Source organism: Pseudomonas sp. Pseusp10, from assembly GCF_059492225.1.
The window spans coordinates 4,648,732-4,672,335 of sequence record NZ_CP168528.1; the positions used below are offsets into that span (position 1 = coordinate 4,648,732).

Annotated in this window: 28 protein-coding genes; 5 read left to right on the forward strand and 23 right to left on the reverse strand. The window is 61.6% G+C overall.

Going from position 1 to position 23,604, the window contains the following annotated elements; all coding sequences use genetic code 11:
• Positions 1–47: 47 nt before the first annotated feature.
• From ACEN8Z_RS20970 to ACEN8Z_RS21055, 18 genes are all read right to left on the reverse strand, one after another.
• Positions 48–374 carry a DUF6124 family protein gene (locus ACEN8Z_RS20970; protein WP_495595522.1) on the reverse strand — a complete coding sequence of 109 codons (327 nt, stop codon included), beginning with the start codon at positions 372–374 and terminating at the stop codon, positions 48–50.
• 442 nt (positions 375–816) lie between these two features.
• Entirely contained in the window at positions 817–1,356 is a 540-nt protein-coding gene (locus tag ACEN8Z_RS20975; RefSeq protein WP_495595523.1) for a type II secretion system protein, read from the reverse strand.
• Complete coding sequence (locus tag ACEN8Z_RS20980) at positions 1,331–1,705, reverse strand: type II secretion system protein (RefSeq protein WP_008004195.1); 375 nt, start codon at positions 1,703–1,705, stop codon at positions 1,331–1,333. Before ACEN8Z_RS20980 ends, ACEN8Z_RS20975 begins: the two co-directional genes overlap by 26 nt.
• Before the next feature lie 4 nt (positions 1,706–1,709).
• Positions 1,710–2,183 (reverse strand): type II secretion system protein, encoded by a 474-nt coding sequence (locus ACEN8Z_RS20985; RefSeq protein ID WP_108231021.1) that lies wholly within the window; start codon positions 2,181–2,183, stop codon positions 1,710–1,712.
• A 2-nt stretch (positions 2,184–2,185) separates the two neighbouring features.
• Positions 2,186–4,012: a secretin GspD/PilQ domain-containing protein gene (locus tag ACEN8Z_RS20990; RefSeq protein ID WP_495595524.1), complete on the reverse strand. Its 1,827-nt coding sequence runs from the start codon at positions 4,010–4,012 to the stop codon at positions 2,186–2,188.
• Positions 4,009–4,527, reverse strand: coding sequence for a hypothetical protein (locus ACEN8Z_RS20995; RefSeq protein ID WP_495595525.1), 519 nt, complete (start codon positions 4,525–4,527; stop codon positions 4,009–4,011). Before ACEN8Z_RS20995 ends, ACEN8Z_RS20990 begins: the two co-directional genes overlap by 4 nt.
• Positions 4,527–5,075, reverse strand: a complete 549-nt coding sequence (locus ACEN8Z_RS21000; RefSeq protein WP_442100489.1) for a pilus assembly protein PilO — start codon at positions 5,073–5,075, stop codon at positions 4,527–4,529. Before ACEN8Z_RS21000 ends, ACEN8Z_RS20995 begins: the two co-directional genes overlap by 1 nt.
• Entirely contained in the window at positions 5,062–5,607 is a 546-nt protein-coding gene (locus ACEN8Z_RS21005; RefSeq protein WP_007993464.1) for a PilN domain-containing protein, read from the reverse strand. The genes ACEN8Z_RS21000 and ACEN8Z_RS21005 overlap by 14 nt, the downstream gene beginning before the upstream one ends.
• A 1-nt stretch (position 5,608) precedes the next feature.
• Positions 5,609–6,412, reverse strand: coding sequence for a hypothetical protein (locus ACEN8Z_RS21010; protein ID WP_495595526.1), 804 nt, complete (start codon positions 6,410–6,412; stop codon positions 5,609–5,611).
• Positions 6,393–8,099 (reverse strand): GspE/PulE family protein, encoded by a 1,707-nt coding sequence (locus tag ACEN8Z_RS21015; RefSeq protein WP_442100492.1) that lies wholly within the window; start codon positions 8,097–8,099, stop codon positions 6,393–6,395. The genes ACEN8Z_RS21010 and ACEN8Z_RS21015 overlap by 20 nt, the downstream gene beginning before the upstream one ends.
• An 84-nt stretch (positions 8,100–8,183) precedes the next feature.
• Positions 8,184–8,717: a response regulator gene (locus tag ACEN8Z_RS21020; RefSeq protein ID WP_007993470.1), complete on the reverse strand. Its 534-nt coding sequence runs from the start codon at positions 8,715–8,717 to the stop codon at positions 8,184–8,186.
• Between the two features lie 289 nt (positions 8,718–9,006).
• Positions 9,007–9,165, reverse strand: coding sequence for a hypothetical protein (locus ACEN8Z_RS21025; protein ID WP_495595527.1), 159 nt, complete (start codon positions 9,163–9,165; stop codon positions 9,007–9,009).
• Between the two features lie 10 nt (positions 9,166–9,175).
• On the reverse strand, positions 9,176–10,729 hold the full coding sequence (locus ACEN8Z_RS21030; RefSeq protein WP_495595528.1) for a cytochrome c/ABC transporter substrate-binding protein: 1,554 nt from the start codon (positions 10,727–10,729) through the stop codon (positions 9,176–9,178).
• Positions 10,730–10,738: 9 nt separating this feature from the next.
• Positions 10,739–11,206 carry an SCO family protein gene (locus ACEN8Z_RS21035; RefSeq protein WP_495595529.1) on the reverse strand — a complete coding sequence of 156 codons (468 nt, stop codon included), beginning with the start codon at positions 11,204–11,206 and terminating at the stop codon, positions 10,739–10,741.
• Positions 11,203–11,850 carry an SCO family protein gene (locus ACEN8Z_RS21040; protein WP_495595530.1) on the reverse strand — a complete coding sequence of 216 codons (648 nt, stop codon included), beginning with the start codon at positions 11,848–11,850 and terminating at the stop codon, positions 11,203–11,205. The genes ACEN8Z_RS21035 and ACEN8Z_RS21040 overlap by 4 nt, the downstream gene beginning before the upstream one ends.
• 12 nt (positions 11,851–11,862) lie before the next feature.
• A complete protein-coding gene (locus ACEN8Z_RS21045) occupies positions 11,863–12,171 on the reverse strand; it encodes a hypothetical protein (protein WP_495595531.1) in 309 nt (102 codons plus the stop codon).
• Positions 12,172–12,175: 4 nt separating this feature from the next.
• Positions 12,176–12,316 carry a hypothetical protein gene (locus ACEN8Z_RS21050; RefSeq protein WP_007993478.1) on the reverse strand — a complete coding sequence of 47 codons (141 nt, stop codon included), beginning with the start codon at positions 12,314–12,316 and terminating at the stop codon, positions 12,176–12,178.
• Between the two features lie 205 nt (positions 12,317–12,521).
• Positions 12,522–13,130 (reverse strand): lytic transglycosylase domain-containing protein, encoded by a 609-nt coding sequence (locus ACEN8Z_RS21055; RefSeq protein ID WP_495595532.1) that lies wholly within the window; start codon positions 13,128–13,130, stop codon positions 12,522–12,524.
• 195 nt (positions 13,131–13,325) lie between these two features.
• Here ACEN8Z_RS21055 and gspG point away from each other — a divergent pair, with 195 nt between their 5' ends.
• From gspG to ACEN8Z_RS21070, 3 genes are all read left to right on the forward strand, one after another.
• Positions 13,326–13,760, forward strand: coding sequence for a type II secretion system major pseudopilin GspG (gspG, locus tag ACEN8Z_RS21060; RefSeq protein WP_007993481.1), 435 nt, complete (start codon positions 13,326–13,328; stop codon positions 13,758–13,760).
• Positions 13,761–13,774: 14 nt separating this feature from the next.
• The gene (locus ACEN8Z_RS21065) at positions 13,775–14,962 is read left to right on the forward strand and encodes a type II secretion system F family protein (RefSeq protein ID WP_495595533.1); all 1,188 of its coding nucleotides are present in this window, start codon (positions 13,775–13,777) and stop codon (positions 14,960–14,962) included.
• Between the two features lie 159 nt (positions 14,963–15,121).
• Entirely contained in the window at positions 15,122–15,685 is a 564-nt protein-coding gene (locus ACEN8Z_RS21070) for a hypothetical protein (RefSeq protein ID WP_495595534.1), read from the forward strand.
• A gap of 165 nt (positions 15,686–15,850) precedes the next feature.
• Here ACEN8Z_RS21070 and ACEN8Z_RS21075 read toward each other — a convergent pair whose 3' ends face one another.
• Positions 15,851–16,747 (reverse strand): LysR family transcriptional regulator, encoded by an 897-nt coding sequence (locus tag ACEN8Z_RS21075; RefSeq protein WP_495595535.1) that lies wholly within the window; start codon positions 16,745–16,747, stop codon positions 15,851–15,853.
• A gap of 159 nt (positions 16,748–16,906) precedes the next feature.
• Here ACEN8Z_RS21075 and ACEN8Z_RS21080 point away from each other — a divergent pair, with 159 nt between their 5' ends.
• Positions 16,907–17,926: an alpha/beta hydrolase gene (locus tag ACEN8Z_RS21080; RefSeq protein WP_495595536.1), complete on the forward strand. Its 1,020-nt coding sequence runs from the start codon at positions 16,907–16,909 to the stop codon at positions 17,924–17,926.
• A 188-nt stretch (positions 17,927–18,114) separates the two neighbouring features.
• Complete coding sequence (locus tag ACEN8Z_RS21085; RefSeq protein WP_495595537.1) at positions 18,115–19,542, forward strand: mechanosensitive ion channel domain-containing protein; 1,428 nt, start codon at positions 18,115–18,117, stop codon at positions 19,540–19,542.
• Between the two features lie 121 nt (positions 19,543–19,663).
• On the opposite strand, the gene ycaC is transcribed toward ACEN8Z_RS21085, so the two are convergent.
• The 4 genes from ycaC to ACEN8Z_RS21105 form a co-directional block, all read right to left on the reverse strand.
• Positions 19,664–20,290: an isochorismate family cysteine hydrolase YcaC gene (gene ycaC, locus ACEN8Z_RS21090; RefSeq protein ID WP_008004800.1), complete on the reverse strand. Its 627-nt coding sequence runs from the start codon at positions 20,288–20,290 to the stop codon at positions 19,664–19,666.
• A 70-nt stretch (positions 20,291–20,360) separates the two neighbouring features.
• Entirely contained in the window at positions 20,361–22,199 is a 1,839-nt protein-coding gene (locus ACEN8Z_RS21095; protein WP_495595538.1) for an amidohydrolase, read from the reverse strand.
• Positions 22,199–22,807, reverse strand: a complete 609-nt coding sequence (locus ACEN8Z_RS21100) for an antibiotic biosynthesis monooxygenase (protein ID WP_008004797.1) — start codon at positions 22,805–22,807, stop codon at positions 22,199–22,201. The genes ACEN8Z_RS21095 and ACEN8Z_RS21100 overlap by 1 nt, the downstream gene beginning before the upstream one ends.
• Positions 22,800–23,216: a DoxX family protein gene (locus ACEN8Z_RS21105; RefSeq protein WP_495595539.1), complete on the reverse strand. Its 417-nt coding sequence runs from the start codon at positions 23,214–23,216 to the stop codon at positions 22,800–22,802. The genes ACEN8Z_RS21100 and ACEN8Z_RS21105 overlap by 8 nt, the downstream gene beginning before the upstream one ends.
• Positions 23,217–23,604: the final 388 nt, after the last annotated feature.

Here is a 23,604-nt window from a genome sequence, read left to right on the forward strand (position 1 = left end):
ACTTTCTGTGGCGAGGAAGCTGGCTCCCGCGCCACAAGGTTCAGCGCTTAGTCCAGGGGAGCAACATTATCCAGCGCACGATTGACCGCCAGGTCCGCCAGCATGATCACCTGCTGGATTCCCAACAACATGCTGCGTTGCGGGCCATCCAGGAATGTTGCGAAATCGCTGGCCATTACGCTCGCCGACGCCAGCGATTCACAGGCGTGTGCCAACAGGTTTTCGGTGTCGATGTTCGGGGCGATAACAAACATCGTGCTGGGATTGTGGGGTGCGTTGCTTTTGAGGATGGCGGGTTTGAGAGGGAGGCTGGAAGCGCGGTGAGTGGTACTTTTGGTTTCTGATTCGGGGGGATTGGGTGTGGGTTTGACCATGGTGAAGCTCCTTGATTGATGGAGGCGCCACGATTCGCTGCGAAACGAAGCAGGTGGCAGCCATACGCAGGTTCGCAGACCGGGAATCAAGGAACCCGGCAGACCCGAAAGCCTCCCGCGCACAGCCGCCATAACGCAAAACAGTGGGCGAACAAAAGCGCCAACTGTATGGAAACGGTGGCGCTGAGCGCCTTGATTAACCCGGGCTGCGAAACCCGATCGCTGAATTTGCAGCGACCCGGCAACGATAAAGTCTGGGTCCAAGGCCCACAAGCCGGCGGATTCTGTCGTAGTTGTAGGCAACGACGCAAGACGGTGTAGCCTAACTTCTGGTCCTACAACCTTCTCCGACATCCACAATTCCTCGCCACATTGTTGGTGTGAGCCAAAGGATTGTCATTGGCTGTAAGGCCGCCATCGCGAGCAAGCCCGCTCCTGCGGTTCAAGGCTGCAACGCCTGGGGCGAGGAGGACTGTGCTTTCGGCGGCCCCCCGGTGTCTTCGAGGGAGGCTTTCTCGGCCACGAACTGCCAGTCCTTGTAACTGGCCATGCCATTGAAGTCCGACCACTGGCTGGGAAAATTCACCTGCTTGAGCGGCTTCTCTGTGGACGGGCAGTACACACCGCTGATCCGGCCGTCGATACCGCGTATCAGCTCCCATTCGCCACCTGTCATCGGCTCCGGATACAGCTGCCGGATATGGTGTTTGGCCGTCGGGAAACGCTCGTCCTGCAACAGGTCCGAGAGTTCTTTCGGGTACTGCGCCATACCGGGCGAACTGCGGTAATAGCTGCGCAGCGCCTTGGCATATTGCGTACCGACCCAGAGCAACTGGTGTTCCCGATCCCGGCGCGAAGCGGTGGCCCACAACTCGCCGGCACTGGCCAGGCCCAGACCCATCACGACGATCAGAAACAGCACACCCAGGTAGGTGAAGCCATCCTGACCCGATGGCTTACCACTCGGAATACAGGCTGCCATCACGCGCCCTCCCGCTGGCTCCACTCTTGATATCGGCCACCCCGCCCGCCACGCCATCCGGTGGCGCGACTATGACCCAGGTGTCCTTGCGCTCGGCAATCGGGTCCAGCGGCTGGCTTCGCAGGTAGCGCAGTTCGACCAGCTGTTCGATGGAATCGGGATAACGCCCGGTGTCTCCATAGTAGTGATCCAGCGCCTCGCGCATGGACGACAGGCTCTGGTGCAAGGTGGTCTCTTTGGAGGCCTCCAGGCTGTTGAAGTAGCGTGGCAAGGCGATCGTCATCAGGGTCGCGATAATTGCCAAGACCACCATCAGTTCAATCAGGGTAAAACCCTTTTGCCGACTCATATGCTCACCACTCTCGGTAGGCGATACCGTTGAGACCCTTGCCCCGGGCCTTGGAGTAAACGTCAAAGACGTCCTGGCCCTCCCGTGGGTTCTCAGCCGAACTGTCATAGGAACGCAGGCCCCAGCCGCCCTCGTCGTCACGCTTGACGGTTGCCAGCGGGTCACGGGGGATGCGCCGCAGGAAGTAGAACTTGGCGCCCTTGGCGCTGCGCGTGTCACGCACACCGTCGACCAGCACTTTCAGGTTCGGCGGGTAGCCGCTGCTGTCGATCGACTTCTCGATGTAGCCAGCGTCGAAGGCCTGTTTGTAGGCGTCGATGGCATCGCGGATCTCGTACAGCGCGGTCCGCAAATCCTGCTCCTTGCCCCGGCGCACCACCGTCTCGGTCAGCGGGGCGGCCATGCCGGCCAGCAGGCCGACCAGGGCGAGCGTCACCACGACTTCTATCAGGCTGAAACCGCGTTGCGGGGCGTTCATGATCAAGGCTTCCCAACGGTAACGGTGGTGGCGATCGGGGCGCTCATGGGGCCGGTCTGAACCGTCGTGCTCATCGAGCGGTCCGGTGCCTGGATGTGCATGCTGGTTTCGGTGCCGGTCGGGAATTCCATGTCCGACGGGCTCTGGTACGGCAGGTTGCGCACGATCCGCGGGGTGATCGACAGCACCAGTTCGGATTTGCTGACGTCATCCTTGTTGCTGCCGAACAGGCGACCCAGGCCGGGAATGTCACCCAGGCCGGGAATCTTGTTGCCGGTGGCGCCGTGGTCGTTGCGCACGAGCCCTGCGAGGATCTGGGTTTCGCCGTCATGCAGACGCAAGGTGGTCTGGGCGTTGCGGGTATCGACCTGGACCGGAATGGTGCCCTGAGCGGTCGGCGTCAGCGGCGTGGCGTTACTGACTTCCAGCGCGATCTTGATCGCCACTTCGTTGTTCAGGTGCACTATGGGTTGCACTTCGAGCTTGAGACCGACGTCAAGGTAGGTCACGCTTTCGGTGATCACCGGGCCCTGGGTCGAAGGCACCGAGGTGGCACTGATGATCGGCACGCGCTGACCGATATGGATGCGCGCCTGTTCGCGGTTGCTGACCCGAATCACCGGGCTGGCCAGGGTGTTGATGTCCTTGTCCTGGGCATTGATCTTGGCCTGTGGCGATGGCGAGATGGTAATCCGGCTGGAGTCGATGCCTTTGAGTTGATCAAGAATGGTCACCGCCGAGCCGTCGCTGTTGACCACACCGAAGGTGTTGGGCCATTGCAGGCCAAGGTCGAGAATGCGTTGGCGGGCGACCTCCATCACTTCCACTTCCAGCACCACTTCCGGGTTGGACTGGTCCTGGGATTGCAGGAGTTTTTCCGCCATGCGCACCGCATCACCGGTATCGCGCATGGTCAGGGTGTTGAGGCGCTCATCGACAAACACGTCGCGGGTCTTGAGCATGGTCTTGATCATGTTCAGCGCGGTGTTGGCATCGATGCTGGTCAGGTAGAAGGTGCGCATCACCAGCTCCTGATAATCCTTGAGCTTCTGCGGCGAGTCCGGATAGATCAGCAAGGTGTTTTCATTCACCACTTTCTGATGCAGCTGGTTCTGTTGCAGCAGCAGCTCCACAGCGTCTTCGATTCGCACGTCACGTACGAAGATCGTGGCTTTCATGTCCGGGCGCAGATCCTTGTCGAAGATGAAGTTCAGCCCGGCGACCTGGGACAGCACTTCGAAAATGGTTTTGAGGTTGGCCTCGCGAAACTCCAGGGTCACCGGCCGGTCCAGGCGCGTGCGCAACTGCGGGTACGGCACCACGTTGCGGCTCTGCACCAGGCGGATGCTGTCTTGCAGTTCCAGAGCCCCCTCGTTCTTCGGGTCCAGTTCGAGAATCTGTTTGACCTGGCGGTCGGCACCGTAGATGTCACCGCGACGCAGGTCGCCACGGGCCAGTTCGAGTTTCTCATCCATGCTGCGCAGATAATCGAGCTGGCGCAGGGAATCCTGGGCACGACGGTTGTTCGGTTCGATGTTAAAGACCCGGCTGTAAGTCATGCGGGCCCCGGCGAAATTACGCTGGGCCCGGTCCATGTCGGCCTGGGCCAGCAGCGCCTTCACGGCGAGGGCCCGAGCGTTGTTGAGGGCCATGTGCAGATCGGTATCGCGAGGGTTTTCACGCAATCCCTCTTCGATGCGGGCCAGGCCGGCTTCGTACTGGCCCGATTCGATCAGGGCGGAAGCTTCATCCCTGGCAATCTGCGCTGAACTGCACGCGGCCAGCCCTGCACAGAGACACAGGCTCATCAGCAAACGGGATTTGTTCATTCCGTACTCCCCACAGACAAGGTCTGAGATAAATGCAGCGGCAGGTAGACCAGGCTCAGTCCCTCATCGGAAATCCGCTCGATCCGCCAGGTTTGGTCGATGACATCCCCTTTGCGCACGACGTATATTTTTTCGCCGTCCTGCAGAAACACCTGTAGATCGGAACGGTCATCCAGCTTGCCGACAAACTGGAAGGGCAACGGCGGTGCAGTGGGGACTTGCACCACCGGAGTAACGTCTACCGGTTGTTCCGTGACGGTGCCGAGGGCCGGCGCGGCTTTCCAGCTGTGGGCGGCGAACAGGTCGCCTGCCGGGCTCAGGTCCTTGATCGGCGCTACCGCAGCGGCGGTCGATGCCGCCGCCGCTGCACCAGGGGCCTTGACCTTGGCTGGGGTGGCCACGACGGCCACCGCAGGGTCACTGTCGTCAGCCTGTTTGAAGTATTCGGGGAACCAGGCGAGCGCTGCCGCTACAGCGAAGAACGCCACCCAACCCACTACTCGTTTGGTATTCATCATGACCTCGACAGGTAAAGGGTCATGCGGATCCGCCCGGTCAGGTCGGTATCAGCGATGTTCTTGCGCTGAAACTCCACATCCTCCAGCACCACCGCCGGCAACTGGCCGAGCAAGGCGTGCAGGAAACGCCGCAGTTGCGGATAGCTGCCACGTACCGGCAGCAGAATCTGATAACGGGCCAGGTGCGTCTTGGGGTCCACGCCCAGGGAATATTCACCCCGGGACAAGGTGATGCGTTCCTGGGCAGCCAGGGCGTAGATCTTGTCGATGGCCAAGGTGGCCTGAGGCTGGGACGGCAACTTGCTGCGGAAGTCGTCGAGCTGACGCTGCGGCACCACCGGCGCAGCCACGCTGCCATCTTCGACCTTGGCCAGATACTCGGTGGCTTCGCGAGTCTGCTGGCTGAGGCTCTGCAATGACTCCCAGTCCGGCAGCAACCCGACCAGGCCATAGCTCAGCGCCAGCACCAGCATGGCCAACCCTGCCAGCCCCGGAACGCCCAGGCCTTGCAGGTATTCGTGGACGATCAATTTATGGATTTGCATCGCCGATCTCCCAGGTAGCCAACAGGCTGAACTGCACCGGGTGTTCCGGCACGTTGGCGACAATTTCGTGGCTCAGCAGCGACACGTCGGACAGCTCGTCGCTGGCTTCGAGGCGGCGGTGGAAATCGAGCATGGCCTCCAGGTCCAGCGCCTCGGCACTGATCCTCACCTGACCTTTGCGGGCGTCCGGGGTCAGGGCCAGCAGGGCAATGTTGTCCCTCGGCATGGCTTCTAGGGTGGCGAACAGGCGCTCCCAGGGGCGGCGCAACTGCTGGGAGACCTTGCGCATTTCCGCCAGGTTCTGCGCCTGCTCGCGGATTTGCGCCGGGGTCAGGCTGAGCGTGCTGCCGGTATCGCCGGTGAGCACCCGCTGTGTCGTTTGCAGATGACCTTGCTGTTGTTCGGCCTCGTTGCTCAGGTGTTGTTGCACCAGAGCGCAAGTCAGGGTCAGCACCACGCCACCGGCCAGCAGGCTCCAGCCCAAGGGACCTGCACGGCGGCGCGGCTGAAAGTCGAGCATCAGGGGGCGCATGTCAGGCCACCGCCCGAGACATGACGTACAGGCAATCGCGTACGCCAGTCCGGTCTTCTTCGAGGGTGCGCAGATGCACACCGGGCACGTCGGGATACGAATCGATGCGCGCCGGTGCATGCAGGTAGACATTCAACGGCCGTTCGCTGGTGGAAGCCTGCAACTGGCTTTCACGGCCGATCAGCGCGGTCAGTGCGGCATCGCTGTCGCTGCTGCCGACCGAACGCACCGAGGCCCAGCGCCCTTCCCGGGCCAGCAGCAACACACTGCGCACCGGTTCGGCGACCACGAACAGGAAGTCCCCGGCCTCAAAGCTTTTATCGAAATGGTTGAACGCCGCCATCAGGTATGGCTGCACCGAACGCAGGCGCAAACCGCGAGCTTTGACCAGGGCGCGCAGGCGTTCGAGCAAGTCCTGTGGCAGCGCGGTGGCGATGCGGTCGCAACCGGCGGGTTCGGCCGAGAGCACCAGGCTCCAGGGTTGCGTCGGGGCACCGTAGAGGTCTTCGAAACACAGTTGGGCGAAGGCGAGCAATTCGGCCGGGCTGCTGATCTGATCGCTCCAGGGCACCAGGCAATAGCGGCTGAAGTGCCCCGAGATCACCACGGTCAGTTCCGCCCTGGCAACGGTGTGTTCGGCCAACAAACGGTCGAGGGTGTCGAGAGCCACCGTCCAGGCCTGGAAGCCTTCGTCGATGTAGCCGATGCTGCCCAGCCAATGGGTTGCACTGCCTTGCCGTTGCCCCAGACCTACACCGCTGGCGCCGAGCACGGCGACAAATTGCTCACGAGATAAAAGTGACACGATTGATCTCCTCGAGAGTGGTCCGGCCTTGTTCCACCATCTCCAGCGCCGACTCGCGCAACAGGCGCAAGCCACGCTTGCAGGCATGGGCCTTGATTTTCGAGATCGGTTGGCGCTCGACGATCATTTGCCGCAATTCGTCGTCCAGGTGCAGCAGCTCGGCAATCGCGCTACGCCCGCGATAACCGGTGCCCCGGCAATGCCCGCAGCCCTTGCCGTGGACGAACTGGTAGTGAGCGACCTTTTGCCGATCAAGCCCCGAGACCTCCAGCTCTTCTTCTGTCGGGCTGTAAGGGCTGCTGCAACTGGTACAGACCAGGCGGATCAAGCGCTGGGCCAGCACGGCATTGAGCGCCGAGACCAGGCTGTAGGGATCGATTTCCATCTGGGTGAATCGGCCGATCACGTCAAACACGTTGTTGGCGTGGATGGTGGTGAACACCAGGTGACCGGTGAGCGCCGATTGCACGGCGATCTGTGCGGTGTCCGGGTCGCGGATTTCACCGACCATGATCTTGTCCGGGTCATGCCGCAGGATCGAGCGCAGGCCCCGGGCGAAGGTCAGGCCTTTCTTCTCGTTGACGGGGATTTGCAGCACACCCGGCAGTTGATACTCCACCGGGTCTTCAATGGTGATGATCTTGTCCACGCCGTGGTTGATCTCGGTGATCATCGCGTACAGGGTGGTGGTCTTGCCGCTACCGGTAGGCCCGGTCACCAGCACCATGCCGTAAGGTTCGGCGGCCAGCCGACGCAGCTGGCGCAGGGTCTCTTCTTCAAAGCCCAGGGCCTGCAGTTGCACGCCGCAGACCTTGTCAGCCAGATCCTGTTTGTCGAGTACCCGCAGCACCGCGTCTTCGCCGAAAATGCTCGGCATGATCGACACCCGGAAGTCGATCTGCCGGCCGCTGATGCCGATCTTGAAGCGGCCATCCTGGGGCACGCGTTTTTCGCCGATGTCCAGCTCGGCCATGACCTTGACCCGGGAAATCACTTGCTCGGCGAACTCGCTGCCCTGGATCTTGCTGATGTTGTTGAGCACGCCATCGATCCGGTACTTGATCACCAGGCCGCTGCCGGTGGTGCCGAGGTGGATGTCGCTGGCGTGCATTTTCAGCGCGTCGTACAGGGTCGAGTTGACCAGTTTGACCACCACGCTGGAATCTTCGCTGATGCTGGTCAGGGACAGGCTTTGCAGGTTATCGATTTCTGCGCCGGCGTCGCTCTGGGCGTTGAGCGATTCCACCGCATGGAAGCTTTCTTCGTGACGCGCCAGGTAGGCCTTCAGGTCATCGGCATGCACCAGGTACAGCGGCGCGCCGTGCAGGCATTCATCGATCCAGGCCAGGCGTGCGCTGTCGAAGGGGTCGGCGAACACACCGATGACCGCATCGTCACGGCGTAGCAGGATGAATTCGCGCTTGAGGCATTGGGCCAGGGTCACCCGGTCGAACACCGGGGTGGAACTGAACAGGCTGTCGGTGTCGAGCACTGGGTAGTGCAGGGTTACGCCCAGGCACTGGATGAAGGGCATGGGGGCCAGTTCACTCAACGCTGCGAGTGCATCCAGCATCCGTTCGCCGGAACTGGTGGCCAGGGCTCGGGCCTGGGCCAGTTGTTCACTGGTAAAACGAGTCGGTACACATTCCAGTTGCGCCGGTTCTACGACAAGGGATAGACGGTCCATGACTTGCTCTCCAACGCACGGGGCTTAGAGCCCTGTCGGCGCGGCGAGCAATTTCGGCGGGGGCCGGAACGGCTTGTCGCGCCACTACTCCCCGGTGAGCATTTGTTCGTCGTCTGGCGCCATGGAGGCCGATGAACTTTTTCGGCGATCAGCAAGCACCCAACTACCGTCGTACAACTGCAGCGGGAAACTCTCGTTCTTGCTTTGGCGTCGTTCGACGAATCCCTCGCAAGTGCTCACACCCGTTTTGGGTTCGCGCTGCCTGCCCAGAAGATCAAGTACTGCACGGGCCAGCTCCACCAATGGAAACGGTTTGAACAGGATATGGCTGACTCCCAGTTGCCGGGCCCGCTCGCAAACTTCCGCGGTGGGGTGCCCGGTGATCAGCACAAAATGACACTTCCTGTTCCGGCGGACGGCATCGAGCACCTGAAAGCCTTCCATATCGGGCAAGCGGTAATCGAACACCATCACATCGGGTGCGAAATCGTCAGCTTCAGCGATTCCCTGCGCACCGTCGTGGGCAATCCGGACTTCCAGTGCTTGTGCCTGCAGGTAACCCTGGAGGTTTTCCGCCAGCAACTGTTCGTCATCAACAACCAGTATTTTGTTCAACAAGGTGGACTCCTTGTAACCGCAGGTCCGGTTTTTGAACCTGACGGAGTGCGCGCCCTGAGAGGACTAACGCACACTTCATGCCAGGCCGAGCGCCGGTAATTTTATGTCTTCATGTCCTTGAATTAAAAAAACAATGCCTTCTTGTACAGAAATCCTATCCCCCAAAAACGGGGAAAGCGATCGGATTGGCATTGACATTTTTTCCCCACTTTTGGGGCCCCCCCATATTCATCGTCAACTCGCTCGATTCGATTGCGCGAGCGCAATGGCGCCGACGCTCTCATTCCGGTTAAGCGTAGCCCCGTGTTTTCGACAGTGGAAGCGCCTGTACCGGGCGCAACCGGGAAACTTCCTCGCCTTTGACCCGCGCCGCGGCCGGGCCATTGCTGCACCACGCCATGGGCACCCACAGCGTCAGCAGGACCAGCAAGCTGTTGAGTTTCATCATCGGCCTCCGGTCAGGGTGTAGCGGCCACGGGTTTTTTATAGGGGGCGACCAGATAGAAACGCTGGCCCGGCAGATCCACCGTGACGATATGGGCACCGCTCAAGCCCAGGCGCCGGCCCGGACCAAAGCTGATCAGCGGCGTCAGCCCGGTATCGAAGTCACGCAGGCCTTCCAGGGCACTGACCAGCTTCTCGCGACTGGCATTGCGCCCGGCCTGCTTCATGCCTTCGCTGAGCAGCATCATCGAACTGAACGCGCCCACTTGCAGCACCGCGTGCTGGCCGCCGAGGCCCTGGTGTTCGCGCAACCGGGTCAAGGCCTGGCGCCCGGCCAGGGTCCAGTCGCTGGGCACGAACGGATAGGCCAGGAACACCCGCCGGGAAAATCCGCTGGGCACCTGCATCAAATTGCCTGCCACCTGGTTCGAGGCGGCGAACAGGTAAGGCACCTGCCCTGCCGTTTGCAAGCGCTCGGCCAGACGACTGAAGCCGCTGCTGCTGCCCAGGTAAAACACCGAACGCGACCCCAGGGGCAAATCATCCCCGGTCGGGTCGTAGGCTTGCAGACGCACCTTTTGCCAGGCGTGCCCCTGCAAGTACTGGCTGAGTTCCTGCGCAGCCAGCTGTTGGCCGGACTCGTCCGGATAGGCGATCAGTGTCGGTCCCTGCAGCACCCGCAGGCTGGCACCGGCGTAGTCGGCCAGGGCGATCAATTGCTCGCGAAGCCCCGGCAGCGGTTCGAATATCTGCGGGCTGGCGTGGGGCCTGCCCTGCAAGGACAGCGGCCCGATCAGGGGAATGCCGGCCTGTTCCAGACGCACGGCGAAGTCCACGTCCAATGCCGGCGCCAGCGGTGCGATCAGGGCAAACACCTGCTCTTCATCGATCAACCGGTCCAGTGCCTTTTCGGCACTGGCGCGATCGGTGCCGGGGTCGAGGATGGTCAGGCGCAACTGCCGGCCATGAATGCCGCCCGCCTCGTTGATAAGCGCCACGCAGCCATTGAGTACCGCCGCCACCGTGGCGCCCTCCTCGCTCAATGGTCCGGAGCCCGGCAACAATGTGCCCAGGTGCAGACTGTCGGGGGCCAGGCCCGGATCGCGGTCTTCGGCCAGGCGCTTGAGGTACGCCGCGAGATTGCGTTGATCGTTCATCGACAACACGAACCGTGGCATCGCCGGATCGAGCAGGTTGTTGCCGGGGTCGCGCCCCTCCTGCACCGCCCGCGCCAGGGTGCTGTCGCTGTAGGCCGGATAACTGCGGCCGTTGATGTGCTGCTGGCCATTGCTATTGGCCAGCCTCGACCAGCTCAGGTCCGGCGGTCGCACCCCGCCTTCCGGGTGCCCGAGGCCGTCTTCGCCATGACAATTGGCGCACGGCAGGCGGGTGGCCGGCAACAGCATGCCCGATGCGCCGACCCGGACCATGATCGGCTCGCCGCTGGCCGACACGCCTTCGTGGTACAGCCGCTTGCCGGCACTTTCGCTGAGACTCAGCGGCAGCGCCTGGGCGGTGAGCGCGATGCCGCCGAAGAGCAACAGGCCAAGGACGAGGACAGTATTCATGGCCGTGGCTCAGCGACTGGCCACGGGCATTGTCAGCAACTGCAAACGCTGGGCAATGGCGGTGGCCGGGGCATCGGGACTGATTTTGCTCCAGCGCCTGTTCGCCACGTCACCGACGATCAACCGGGGGGAGTGCTGCTCGGGGGGCGGCACGATCTGGCCGATGCGACCCAATACAAGGTCCACTTGCACCTTGTCGCCGGTAAGAAAAAACCAGTGGGGCCCATCGATGCCCTGTTTCAAGGTGTAAGCCTTGAGTACCGCCGGGGTGTCCCGCAGCGGATCACTGGTAAGGGAGATAAAGGTGATGCCGTTCTGGTCCTGCATCTGTGTGTCGGTAAACCAGGTTTTCCCGTCGTAGGTGTCGGTGGACGGTCGCGCAGCGGGCGTGGCCAGCTCATGCCCTTCGTGGGCAAATGCCATTGAACTGAAAATGCAGTAACAGACGCCCTGGGCAGCCCCGTCGATGGCGCTCATGGCTGATGCTCCATGGCGATGGCGGTGTGCTTGGCGTGGGCGTTGCGTTCACCTCTGAGCCTCTCGACGGCCCGGGCCAGTTCCGTCGGTTCGGTGAGACCGTAGTAGCGGGTCCAGAAACGGTTGTTGCCGTCCCCCACCAGAATCAGCGGCGAGTAGTTCTCGAAGCCACCGCTGTAGGCGCCCAGGCCCTTGAGGGTGGCATCGACCGACAGCGGCGAACCGGTCAGCCAGCTCCAGCCCGGCCCCTGCTGGAAGGTGCGGGCGTAATCGTTCAGGCGTTGGGGATCATCACGCCGCGGGTCGATGCTGATCGACACCAGTTGCACCTCAGTGCCAACCCGCGCCCCCAACTGTTTCTGCACCTTGCCCATGATCGAGGACATCACCGGACAGACCGTGGTGCAGCTGGTGTAGATGAAGCCCATGACCACGATCTTGTTGCTCACCAGGTCTTTTTCCAGGCTGACGACCTTGCCGTTCTCGTCCAGCAGGGTCACGTCGGCAAACTTGATCCGGACGGTTTCCGGGCTGGCCTTTTTGGCCGCCATGTCGTGCTCGTCCGCCGAGTGAGCCAGCGCCTGGTCAATACCGAAGGCCAACAGGCAGAACGTCAGCAAGCCGCGATGCGCGAATCGGTTCATGTCAGTTTCCTCTCAGTGGGTATCGCCGGGCATGACCCGAACACCCGGCGCGACACCAGACAAGGGTTGACCGGGGGCTTTGTCCGTCACACGAAATTGCACGTCGGCAACGCCAGCCTCACGCAGTACACCGTCTTTGGCCGGGGGCTTTACATCAAGGGCCACCGAAACCCTGTCACGCTCCAGCGTCCGGCCGCTCCAGGTATCGGGCAAGGTGACTTCGTCGAGTGCAGTCGGGGGCGCGGTCCGCCATACCCCGAACCCGATCAAGGCCATCCCGAGAATCACCGCGCTGCCAGCGACTGTGATGGTCCTGTCCATAACATCATTCCTCTTTACCGATCTGTTCCTGCCTTGCCCGACCCTTGTGGGAGGCCAGCAGGTTCTGCAGCTTGAAGGTCAGGCAATCGCCGGCAGCTACCCGCAGCAAATTGATCAAGGACGAAGCGTGGGATATGCCGATCATGGACTCGGGCCTCGCTTCGGGTTATCAGGAAACACTTCTCGACAAAACGTGCGGAGCAATCCGCATGCCACAAAAAAATAAGATACAAATCAATTAGTTATATTCACGACTTGATAAGCCGGGGGATATTCCCCACCCAATCCCCCCACTTTTTCGCCGGGGCTACTTTTCCCCACTATTGGGGAAAACCGCCCCGGGGTTTCGATCACAGCGGCTCATCCGCGGACAACCCCTGCAAACGCCGATACTGGTTCAGCACACTGGGCACATAACGCTGGGTTTCGGCGAACGGCGGGACCACGTTGCCCCGGCTGAGCACCGCTTGCGGGCCGGCGTTATAGGCCGCCACGGCGAGGCGGATATCGTTGTCGAACATCGTCATCAGGCGTTTGAGATAGCGGGCGCCGCCCTGGATGTTGGCCTTGGGGTCGTAGACGTTGGTCACCCCCATTTCGCGGGCGATGGCGGGCATCAGCTGCATCAGACCGCGAGCGCCCTTGGGCGAGGTAGCACGGGCGTTGTATCTGGATTCGGTCTTGATCACCGCGTGCAGCAGCGCTGCCGGCAGTTCGTTGGCCGTGGCCGCCGCCGACACCAGCTCGGCATAGGGTTGCGCGGCGATCATCTGCGGTTGTTGGTCGAGGCTGACGACCGTCGCATCGGGCTCATGGATCACCCGTTCATAGTGGCGTCCGGGGCGGTGGACATTGGACAGGACATAGTTGCCTTTGGCGTCCAAGGAAACGAACACATCGGCCTGTGCGGCGCCGGTCAACAGAAGAAGACCCAGCAACCCGGTGGTGAGTGATTTCATGGTTATAACTCCCCTTCCCGGCCCCGAAAATTGGGGGAATTGCCCCAATGGCCAGTCGTGAAACAGCCATACGCAAGCACTGTGCCGTAAGTGAGAAGGCACGTAACACGAGGGGTACAGAAGGGTCATCAACCGTGAGCATGGCAATTGCATGCAGTTTCATAGCAACTGTGCTGCCGACGGTAGGAGGTCATCATGAATCAGCGACTGTGTCATGCCCGGCGAACCCAAAGCGGGTTCACCCTGCTCGAACTGCTGGTGGTGCTGGTGGTGCTGGGGTTGTTGGCCGGTATCGTGGCGCCGAAGTATTTCGCCCAACTCGGTCGTTCCGAAGTGAAAGTGGCCAAGGCGCAAATAGAAGGCTTGAGCAAGGCCCTGGACCTTTACCGCCTGGAGGTCGGCCATTATCCGTCGACCGAACAGGGCTTGCAGGCGCTGGTCACTGCCCCTGCCGACGAACCGCACTGGACCGGCCCATACCTGCAGAAAAAACTCCCGCAAGACCCTTGGGGCCACAACTACACCTATCGCTATCCCGGTGAAAACAGCGAGTACGACCTGTTGTCCATGGGCAAGGACGGGCAGCCCGGTGGCGAAGGCGAGAACGCCGAAGTCACCAACTGGAACTGACGGGAATGGCAACCATGCGCTTTCATCTCAAAGCCGTCGGCAAGGCCGGTGTCGTTTCAATGACCGTCGAGGCACCGGGGCACAGCGAAGCCAGGCGCATCGCCGAAGACCAGGGCCTGCGGGTGGTCAGCCTGCACGCCGAGCGCCATTGGCGGGCGTTGCGTCTGCACAAGCGCGAGACGTTCAACCTGGTGTTGTTCAGCCAGGAACTGACCACCTTGCTCAACGCCGGCCTGCCGTTGATCGATGCGCTGGAAAGCCTGGCGGAAAAGGAGACCGCGCCACAAGCCCGCAAAACCTTGAGCGAACTGGTGCGCTTGCTTTACGAGGGCAAATCGTTTTCCCAGGCCTTGAGCCAGCTGTCGGCCGTTTTCCCCCCGCTGTACATTGCGCTGGTGCAGTCCAGTGAAAAGACCGGTGCCGTCGGCGATGCCCTGGGCCGATACGTCAGCTATCGCCAGCGTATGGACGAGGTTCGCCAGAAGATCATCAGCGCGTCGATCTACCCCATGCTGTTGCTGGTGGTGGGTGGTGGCGTGGTGTTGTTTCTGATGGGTTATGTTGTACCGCGCTTCAGCCTGGTGTTCGAAGGGCTGGGGTCGAACCTGCCCTGGCTGTCGCAGATCCTGATGAGTAGCGGCATGTTCCTTCACGCCCACCAGAGCGAATTCTTCGGTGGTTTGCTGGCCATCATCGTTGCCCTCACACTTCTCCAGCGCCAACCGGCCTTTCGTCGGGGACTGGACCGCCTGATCGAAAAACTCCCCGCGGTGCATCAGCGCATCTTCATGTATGAACTGGCGCGCTTTTACCGTTCGCTGGGGATTCTGCTGCAAGGCGGCATTCCCCTGGTTACCGCCATGGGCATGGTCCGTGGCTTGCTCTCCGTCGCCTCCCGCGCGCACCTGGACCAGGCCTGCGAGCGGGTGCGCGAGGGGCAATCGCTCTCTGCCGCGCTGGAACTCAATCACCTGGTGACCCCCGTATCCCTGCGCCTGCTGCGCGCCGGCGAACAGTCCGGCAACCTCGGGCAGATGATGGAGCGCAGCGCCGACTTCTACGACGAAGAAATCAGCCGCTGGATCGAATGGTTCGTGCGCCTGTTCGAGCCTCTGCTCATGACCTTCATCGGCCTGTTGATCGGGGTAATCGTGATCCTGATGTACATCCCTATTTTCGAACTGGCCTCGAGCATTCACTGACCCTTGGGAAGAGGGCCCGGCTGTAAATTGAATTCTTTTTCAACGTACCGGCCGAATAAATCGGTGCGTTGAACTGTTCATCAGGTTCCCACGGGAAAAAAAGCAGCACATTGCAATGTTTATCAACGTTCCAATCTGAATAAAAAGACGGAGAACGACATGCTCATCAATAAGCTTTTACTGGCAGTAGCTATTGGCGCGGTTCTGTCGGCGTCTACTGTATTGATTCCGGACAGCCTCTCCGGAATTTCCAGTGCTCAGGCCAAGGAAGGGGGTAGTGGCGGTGGTGGTGGTGGTGGCGGAAGTGGTGGTGGCGGAAGTGGTGGTGGCGGCGGCGGTGGTAGCGGTGGTGGAGGCGGCGGCAGTGGCGGCGGCGGCGGTGGTAGCGGTGGTGGCGGCGGCAGTGGCGGCGGCAGCGGCCATAGCGGCGACCATGGCAGCAACAGTGGCCATGGCAGTGCCAACAGCGGTTCGGGCCACTCCGGATCGGCCTCGTCCTCAGGACGCAGCGGCACCCATGATGAACCCGGTGACGACCGTGGCGTTCATGCCAATGGCGAGCCCGGCGATGACCGCGGCGTCCATGCCAATGGCGAGCCCGGCGATGACCGCGGCGTCCATGCCAATGGCGAACCCGGCGATGACCGCGGCGTTCATGCCAATGGCGAACCCGGCGATGACCGTGGTATCCACGCCGAGCCCGGTGATGACAAAAGGACCTGATTCCCGCTGAAATCCATACAACACAAACCCTGTGGGAGCGAGCTTGCTCGCGATGGCGGTGTGTCAGGCAACAGAAATGTTGAATGATCGAATGTCATCGCCTGAACGCCGCCCGGAGCAAGCTCGCTCCCACTGTGGTCAATGTGAGTCAGACAACCAGCCGCTCTACACCCCTTCCTCAGACCGATCCAGCCGCTCGCGCAAAAACCCAACCAGCGCCTGTACCGGCCGCGAACTCTGACGATGCTGCGGATACACCGCCGACAGCGTCAGCGGTTCGGGGCGAAAATCCTCCAGCACTTCCACCAGCCTTCCATCCTTCAACGCCGAACCGACAATGAACGTCGGCAAATACGTGACCCCCAGGCCGGCGATCGCTGCGTCCTTGAGCAATTCACCGTTGTTGACCCGCATCCGCCCGCTGACATTGACGCTCAATGGCTTGCCCTGCCCCGCAAAACGCCATTGCACCTGTCGCCCATGGCCGTACGGCAGGCAGTCGTGACCGTGCAAATCGTCAGGCTTGAGCGGTATGCCGCGTTCGGCCAGGTACGCGGGGCTGGCGCAGTACACCCGTTCAATGGAGGCAATGCGGCGGGCGATCAGTGTCGAGTCTTCCAGAGTGCCGATGCGCAGCGCCAGGTCGTAGCCCTCACCGAGCAAATCCACGGGACGATCGCTCAAATCCATCTCCACCGTCACGTCGCGATAGCGCTGCAAAAACACCGGCAACAGGCAGCCCAGATGCGCCAGTGCGAACGACAGCGGCGCACTCACACGAATGGTCCCCCGTGGCTCGGTGGTCTGGCCGGCGATGCCCTGCTCCACTTGTTCGACTTCGCTGAGCAGGCGCAGGGCTGACTCGTAATAACTCTGCCCCAGGGGCGTGACATCCAGCCGTCGGGTCGAGCGATTGAGCAAGCGCACGCCCAGGCGCTCTTCGAGTTGCATCAAGCGGCGGCTGACAAACTGCTTGGACAGGCCCAGTTGATCGGCGGCCGCGGTGAAGCTGCCGGAGTCCATGACCTGGCAAAAAATACGCATATCTTCGAAGGGGTTCATTGTCACTTCCCGGTTGACAGTCAAACACTTTATAGACGCTTTTTTCCTTCCAGGCACCCCATTAATCTGTGCTCACGGTGTCGCTGAAGCCTGAATCCCGGAGCCGGCAGCGACCTCCCCCCAAGACACTCAATTCAATTGGTTAAAAAGGATTTACCCATGAACCTCGTTCAGAAAACCCTGACCGCGTCCCTCCTCGCCCTCGCCGTCGGCAACGCTTTTGCCGCAGGCAGCCCGGGTGTCGAACACAACACTCAGGCCTTTCTCGAGGCCCTCGACGCCGGCGGTGGCAAACCGCTTGAACAACTGAGCCCGAAAGATGCCCGTGCGGTGCTGACCGGTGCCCAGGCGTCGGTGAAGGTTGATCTGTCCGGCGTCGACGTCAGCGACAAAGCGATCAAGGTCGACGGGCAGACCAATCACCTCAAAGTGGTGCGTCCGGCCAAGGTCAAAGGTGAGTTGCCGGTGTTCATGTTCTTCCACGGTGGCGGTTGGGTGCTGGGCGATTTCCCGACTCACCAGCGTCTGATTCGTGACCTGGTGGTGGGTTCCGGCGCGGTCGCGGTGTACGTCGACTACACGCCCTCGCCGCAAGCGCATTACCCGACCGCGATCAACCAGGCCTATGCCGCTACCCGCTGGGTGGCCGAACACGGCCAGGAGATCGGCGTCGACGGCAAGCGCCTGGCCGTGGCCGGCAACAGCGTCGGCGGCAACATGGCGACGGTCGTGGCCTTGATGGCCAAGGAACAAAAAACCCCGGCCCTGCGTTTTCAACTGCTGATGTGGCCAGTGACCAACGCACAGTTCGATAACGCGTCGTACCAGCAATTTGCCGAAGGCCACTTCCTGACGCAAAACATGATGAAGTGGTTCTGGGACAACTACACCACCGACGCCAGCGAACGTGCGCAAATTCATGCCTCGCCGCTCAACGCCAGCACTGAACAGCTCAAAGGCTTGCCGGCCGCATTGGTGCAGACCGCCGAGTTCGACGTGCTGCGCGACGAAGGCGAAGGTTATGCCCGCCACCTCGATGCGGCGGGCGTGCCGGTGACCTCGGTACGCTACAACGGCATGATCCACGACTTCGGCCTGCTCAATCCGCTGAGCCAGATTCCGCAAGTGAAGGCGGCGGTGCGCCAGGCCGCGCTGGAGCTCAAGACTCATTTGCAGTGAGCCCATGCCCTTCACCACACACTGGTGAAGGGCTTTTCTGTGGGAGCGAGCTTGCTCCGGGCGGCGTTCCGACGATGGCGGCATCACATTCAGCATTGAGGCTGACTGATCCTCCGCTATCGCGAGCAAGCTCGCTCCCACAACAGCACCCTCCACCTGCGCGACCTCATTTCTACCGGAGCATTCCCATGTCCTTTCTCCTCGGTCACCTGCTCTCCCTGAGCACCCTGCTGCTGGCCATCGACGCCCTGCTCTGGCACTTCGCGCCATTCAAGCATCGGGTGAGCCGGGTCGGTGTGCGCCTGGTGCTGTTTCTGCTGTTCAGCACAGTGATCATCAACGCCGGCGTCAGTCCGTTGCAGGCGCCGTTGTTTGCCGATGATCGCGTGGCACAACTGGGGGCCACGGCACTGGGGATTCTCTGGTGGCTGTACGCCGCGCGGGTGCTGACCGAAGTGATCGGCCTGGCCCTGATGCGGCGCATCGGCCATAGCGGCCGGCTGTTGCAGGATGTCATCGGCGCACTGGTGTTCCTGATTGCCGTGGTGGCTGGCGCCGGCTACGTGCTGGAACTGCCAGTGAAAGGTTTGCTGGCGACCTCCGGCGTCGTCGCCATCGTGGTGGGTCTGGCATTGCAGAGCACCTTGAGCGACGTGTTCTCCGGCATCGTGCTCAACACCACCAAGCCGTACCAGGTCGATGACCGGGTTTCCATCGACGGTATTGAAGGCAAGGTGCTGGACATCGATTGGCGTGCCACCCATCTGCTGACCAGCGCCGGCAGCACCGCTGTGGTGCCGAACTCGGTGGCGGCCAAGGCAAAGATCGTCAACCTCAGCCGCCCGACCAATATGCACGGCGTGTCGATCAGCATTCAGGTGCCCAATCACATTCGCCCGCGTCGGGTACTCGATGCCCTGGACCGTACCCTTCAGGGCAGTAGCAGTCTGCTGCTCGATCCGGCGCCGAAAGCCGTGCTCAAGGAGGCCGGCGAAACCATGTCCGAATACGTGGCCAGCGGGTTCATCGCCGAACTGGGCAAAAAGGGTGAAGTGCGTAATCAACTGTTCGACCTGGCCCATCGGCACCTCGAAGCGGCAGGCATTTCCCGGCAACCCGATGGCGTGATCGAGCCGTCGACCCGCGCACGGGCCTTGCTCGATGAAGTGAAAATCTTCCGTTCCCTGAGCGCCGAGGAACGGGATCGCCTGGCCCAGAACATGGTGGCGCAGCAATACGCAGCCGGTGAGGTGGTGCTGGATCTGGATGAGGTACCGGACAGCCTGTTCGTTATCGCCACCGGCGTGGTAAGCGCAACTGTCCCCGACGGCAGCACGCAGATCGAAGCCGGGCGTATGGGGCCGAGTGAAGTCATGGGCGAACAAAGCATCCTCGCTGACACGCCGTCCCAGGCACGGTTCACCGCCATGACCTCAAGCATCATCTACCGCCTCGACAAATCCCTGACCCGTAACTGCATGACGCAACGACGGGAAGTCGACCGGGCGTTGAACAAGCTGCAAGCGGTGCGCCAGCAGAACAGCCGGATGGCGTTGATGGCCAAGCCAGTGGTGGTCAAGAGAGGAGGGTTTTTGAGTTGGTTGCAGAGTCGCTGATCCACGGCTCACACAAAACACTGTGGGAGCGAGCTTGCTCGCGATAGCTTTCTGTCAGTCAACATATGTGTCGACTGATACGCCGCCATCGCGAGCAAGCTCGCTCCCACAGGTGTACGTCTTACTTCGCAGTGAATTTCGTGTAGCTGTTGATCAGGTTGCGATAGTTCGGCAGGCGCTCGGACAGCAGGTTGGCCAGGCCTTCCATGTCGTTGCGCCAGTCGCCTTGCAGCTCGCAGGCCACGGAGAACCAGTTCAGCAATTGTGCACCGGCGGCCGACATGCGTGCCCAGGCCGCTTGTTGCACAGTGGTGTTGAAGGTGCCGGAAGCGTCGGTCACCACAAACACCTCAAAGCCCTCGGCAATGGCCGACAGGGTCGGGAACGCCACACACACGTCGGTCACCACACCGGCGATGATCAGTTGCTTGCGACCGGTGGCCTTGATCGCCTTGACGAAGTCTTCGTTGTCCCAGGCGTTGATCTGGCCCGGGCGAGCAATGAACGGCGCGTCCGGAAACTGCGCCTTGAGCTCAGGCACGATCGGGCCGTTCGGGCCACTGTCGAAACTGGTGGTGAGGATAGTCGGCAGTTTGAAGAACTTGGCGATGTCGCCCAGCGCCAGCACGTTGTTCTTGAACTCGTTGGGCGAGAAATCCTGTACCAGCGAGATCAGACCGGTCTGGTGGTCGACCAGCAATACCACGGCATCGTCTTTGTTCAGGCGTTTGTACGGAACGTTGCTCATTGGAAACTCCTTGATGGATGGTTGTCGCAGTCAGCGCCGACCTGTTGGGCCGACGCTTTTTTTAAATGGGTCAGAAGGCAAAACACGAACAGCCAAAAGCGCCCCAGAAACCGGCGAAATCGCTGACCGGCGCATTCGACAGGCGCGCCCGTTCATGGCTATGGGAATGCACCGCGCACGGCCCGCTGCAGTGGTGAACCTGGGCCTGCATCGGCGACGTCGGGCGCCAGTGGCCCGGCACCTTCACCACCGGCGACCAGTCCGGCAGCACCGGCAAGCTGGCTGGCCCGAGCTTCTCGAAATCACCGGCGCCGTACACCACTTTGCCACCGACCACGGTCAGCACCGACTCGATCCACTTGATCGCCTCTTCATCGACGCTGAAGAAGTCCGCGCTGAGGGCGGCGACGTCGGCCAATTGCCCGACCTTGATCTGGCCCTTCTTGCCTTGCTCCGACGAGAACCAGGCACTGCCGTGGGTGAACAGTTCCAGCGCCGTCAGGCGCGACAAGCCTTCGGCGTGCAACTCCATGCCGCCGACGGTGCGACCGCTGACCATCCAGTACAGCGAAGTCCACGGGTTGTAGCTCGACACCCGCGTTGCATCGGTACCGGCACCGACCGGTACGCCCTCGGCCAGCATGCGTTTGATCGGTGGCGTGGTTTCGGCCGCTTTCGCGCCGTAACGCTCGACGAAATATTCACCCTGGAACGCCATGCGATCCTGAATCGCAATGCCACCACCCAGCGCCCTCACCCGCTCGATGTTCTGCGGGGTGATGGTTTCGGCGTGGTCGAAAAACCACGGCAAGCCGTTGAACGGAATGTCGCGATTGACCTTCTCGAACACGTCGAGCATGCGGCTGATGGATTCGTTGTAGGTGGCGTGCAAACGGAACGGCCAGCGATGCTCGACCAGATGGCGCACCACTGGTTCCAGTTCGGCTTCCATGGTTTGCGGCAGGTCCGGGCGCGGTTCGAGGAAGTCTTCGAAGTCCGCCGCCGAGAACACCAGCATTTCCCCGGCGCCGTTGTGTCGCAAGTAATCGTCGCCCTGGTGCAGCTTCACGCTGCCGGTCCAGTTCTTAAAGTCGGTCAACTCTTCCTTGGGTTTCTGGGTGAACAGGTTGTAGGCGATACGCACCGTCAATTGCTCGTCCTTCGCCAACTGCTCGATCACCTGATAATCGTCCGGATAGTTCTGGAAACCACCGCCGGCATCGATGGCGCTGGTCAGGCCCAGGCGGTTGAGTTCGCGCATGAACTGACGGGTCGAGTTGACCTGATATTCCAGCGGCAACTTCGGCCCCTTGGCCAGGGTCGAGTACAGAATCATCGCGTTCGGCCGCGCCACCAGCATGCCGGTCGGCTCACCATTGGCGTCGCGCACGATCTCGCCACCCGGAGGGTTCGGCGTGTCGCGGGTGTAACCGGCTACGCGCAACGCGGCGCGGTTGAGCAAGGCACGGTCGTACAGGTGCAGGACAAACACCGGCGTGTCCGGTGCCGCCTGGTTGAGCTCGGCCAGGGTCGGCATGCGCTTCTCGGCGAACTGGAATTCGTTCCAGCCACCGACCACCCGCACCCACTGCGGCGTCGGCGTACGGTCGGCCTGATCCTTGAGCATGCGCAGGGCATCGGCCAGGGACGGTACACCTTCCCAGCGCAGTTCCAGGTTGTAGTTCAAGCCGCCGCGGATCAGGTGCAAGTGCGAGTCGTTGAGCCCGGGAATCACGCAGCGGCCCTTGAGGTCGATTACCTGGGTGTTCGAGCCACGCAGGGCCATGGCCTCTGCATCACTGCCCACCACAACAAAGCGACCGTCGCTGATCGCCACGGCGCTGGCGAGCGGTTTTTCGCGGTCAACGGTATGAAATTGACCATTGAACAGAATCAGATCGGCGTTCATCACGGTTCCTCGTGCAATGTGGCGGGAGACAGCCAGGGCGCGAACAGACGCGTCGCCATGGGCATAAAGATGTAAACCACCGAGAGCACGATGGTCAGGGTGATCAGGAACGTGGCCACCACGTAGTTGGAGAGCAAGGCGTTGAGCCGTAGCAGCGGCCCCCAGAGCAGCGGCACCAGCAAGGTGTGCGGCAGGATCACCAGCAAAGTCACCACGGCCTGCTTCCAGCGCGGCGGTGGCGTACCGGCCTCGGCCTGGGGCGAGAACCAGAACTCGTTGACCGGATTGACTTCGGTCTGGTCGCCATCGGCCAGCATCGGCGCGGCTTGGTCGACCAACTCCTGGCGCTGCGGCGAATCGAGCCAGCGCTGCATCGCCTCGGTGGAGCAAAAACGCAGCACGCAGGTGTAGGTGTCGAGGCCGGCGTTCTTGCCGCGCACTACATCCACGCCCAAATGCCCGACACTCTGCGCGGCCACCTTGACGATGTTGCGCAGCCAGGCTTCATAAGGCACTTCAAAACCGGCCTTGACCCGGTGTTTGACAATCAGCGTCACCACCTCATCAGGCCCGGGACTTGCCGGTTCACGGCGATTGAGATCAGACATAACGCAAGACTCCGGCGAAACGGACATTGAGCGCGAGCCGTCCCGGCCCGGCGATGAGAATGCTGGTGAACACAATCAGCAACAGCCAGCCGAACTGGCCTTCGAAGAGGGTCCACTGCGGATGCACGATCAACATCGACACCCACAGCAAAAACAGAATAGGCAAACTTGCCAGACGCACCAGCAACCCGGCGACGATCAGCAGCGGGCACACCACCTCGGCGAAAATCGCCAGTATCAGCGTCAGGTTCGCGCCCAGGTGGAAAGGGTCTTCGATGTTTTGCAACTCGGCACTGTAGTGAAGCAGCTTGGGCAAACCATGCACCCACAACAGGAACAACCCGCCGCTGACCCGCAGGAACAGCAGCCCCCAGTCTTGCGCCCGATCATCGCGTCGCGAAGCGTCCATGGCCCACCCGCACAAATGAAAAACCACCGACGCCCATGCGCCGGGACTGGATTCGATAGTGCCGGGACAGAGGGAGGAAAAATTGAATGTACGTGCTCTGTTTGCGGTGCGGACTGAGAACTGCCCATCGACACAGATCCCTGTGGGAGCGAGCTTGCTCGCGATGGCGGCATTACATTCAGCATTGGTGTTGACTGGCCTACCGCAATCGCGAGCAGGCTCGCTCCTACAGTTGGGCCGAGTACATCTGCAAGAAATTGGTCGGCTGTCAGGCCGCCTTCGCGGGCAAGCCCGCTCCCACAGGTATTCAGTACATCTGAAAGATTTCGATTGGCTGGCAGGCCGCCATCGCGGGCAAGCCAGCTTCTACAGAACAGCAGCGTTGCGA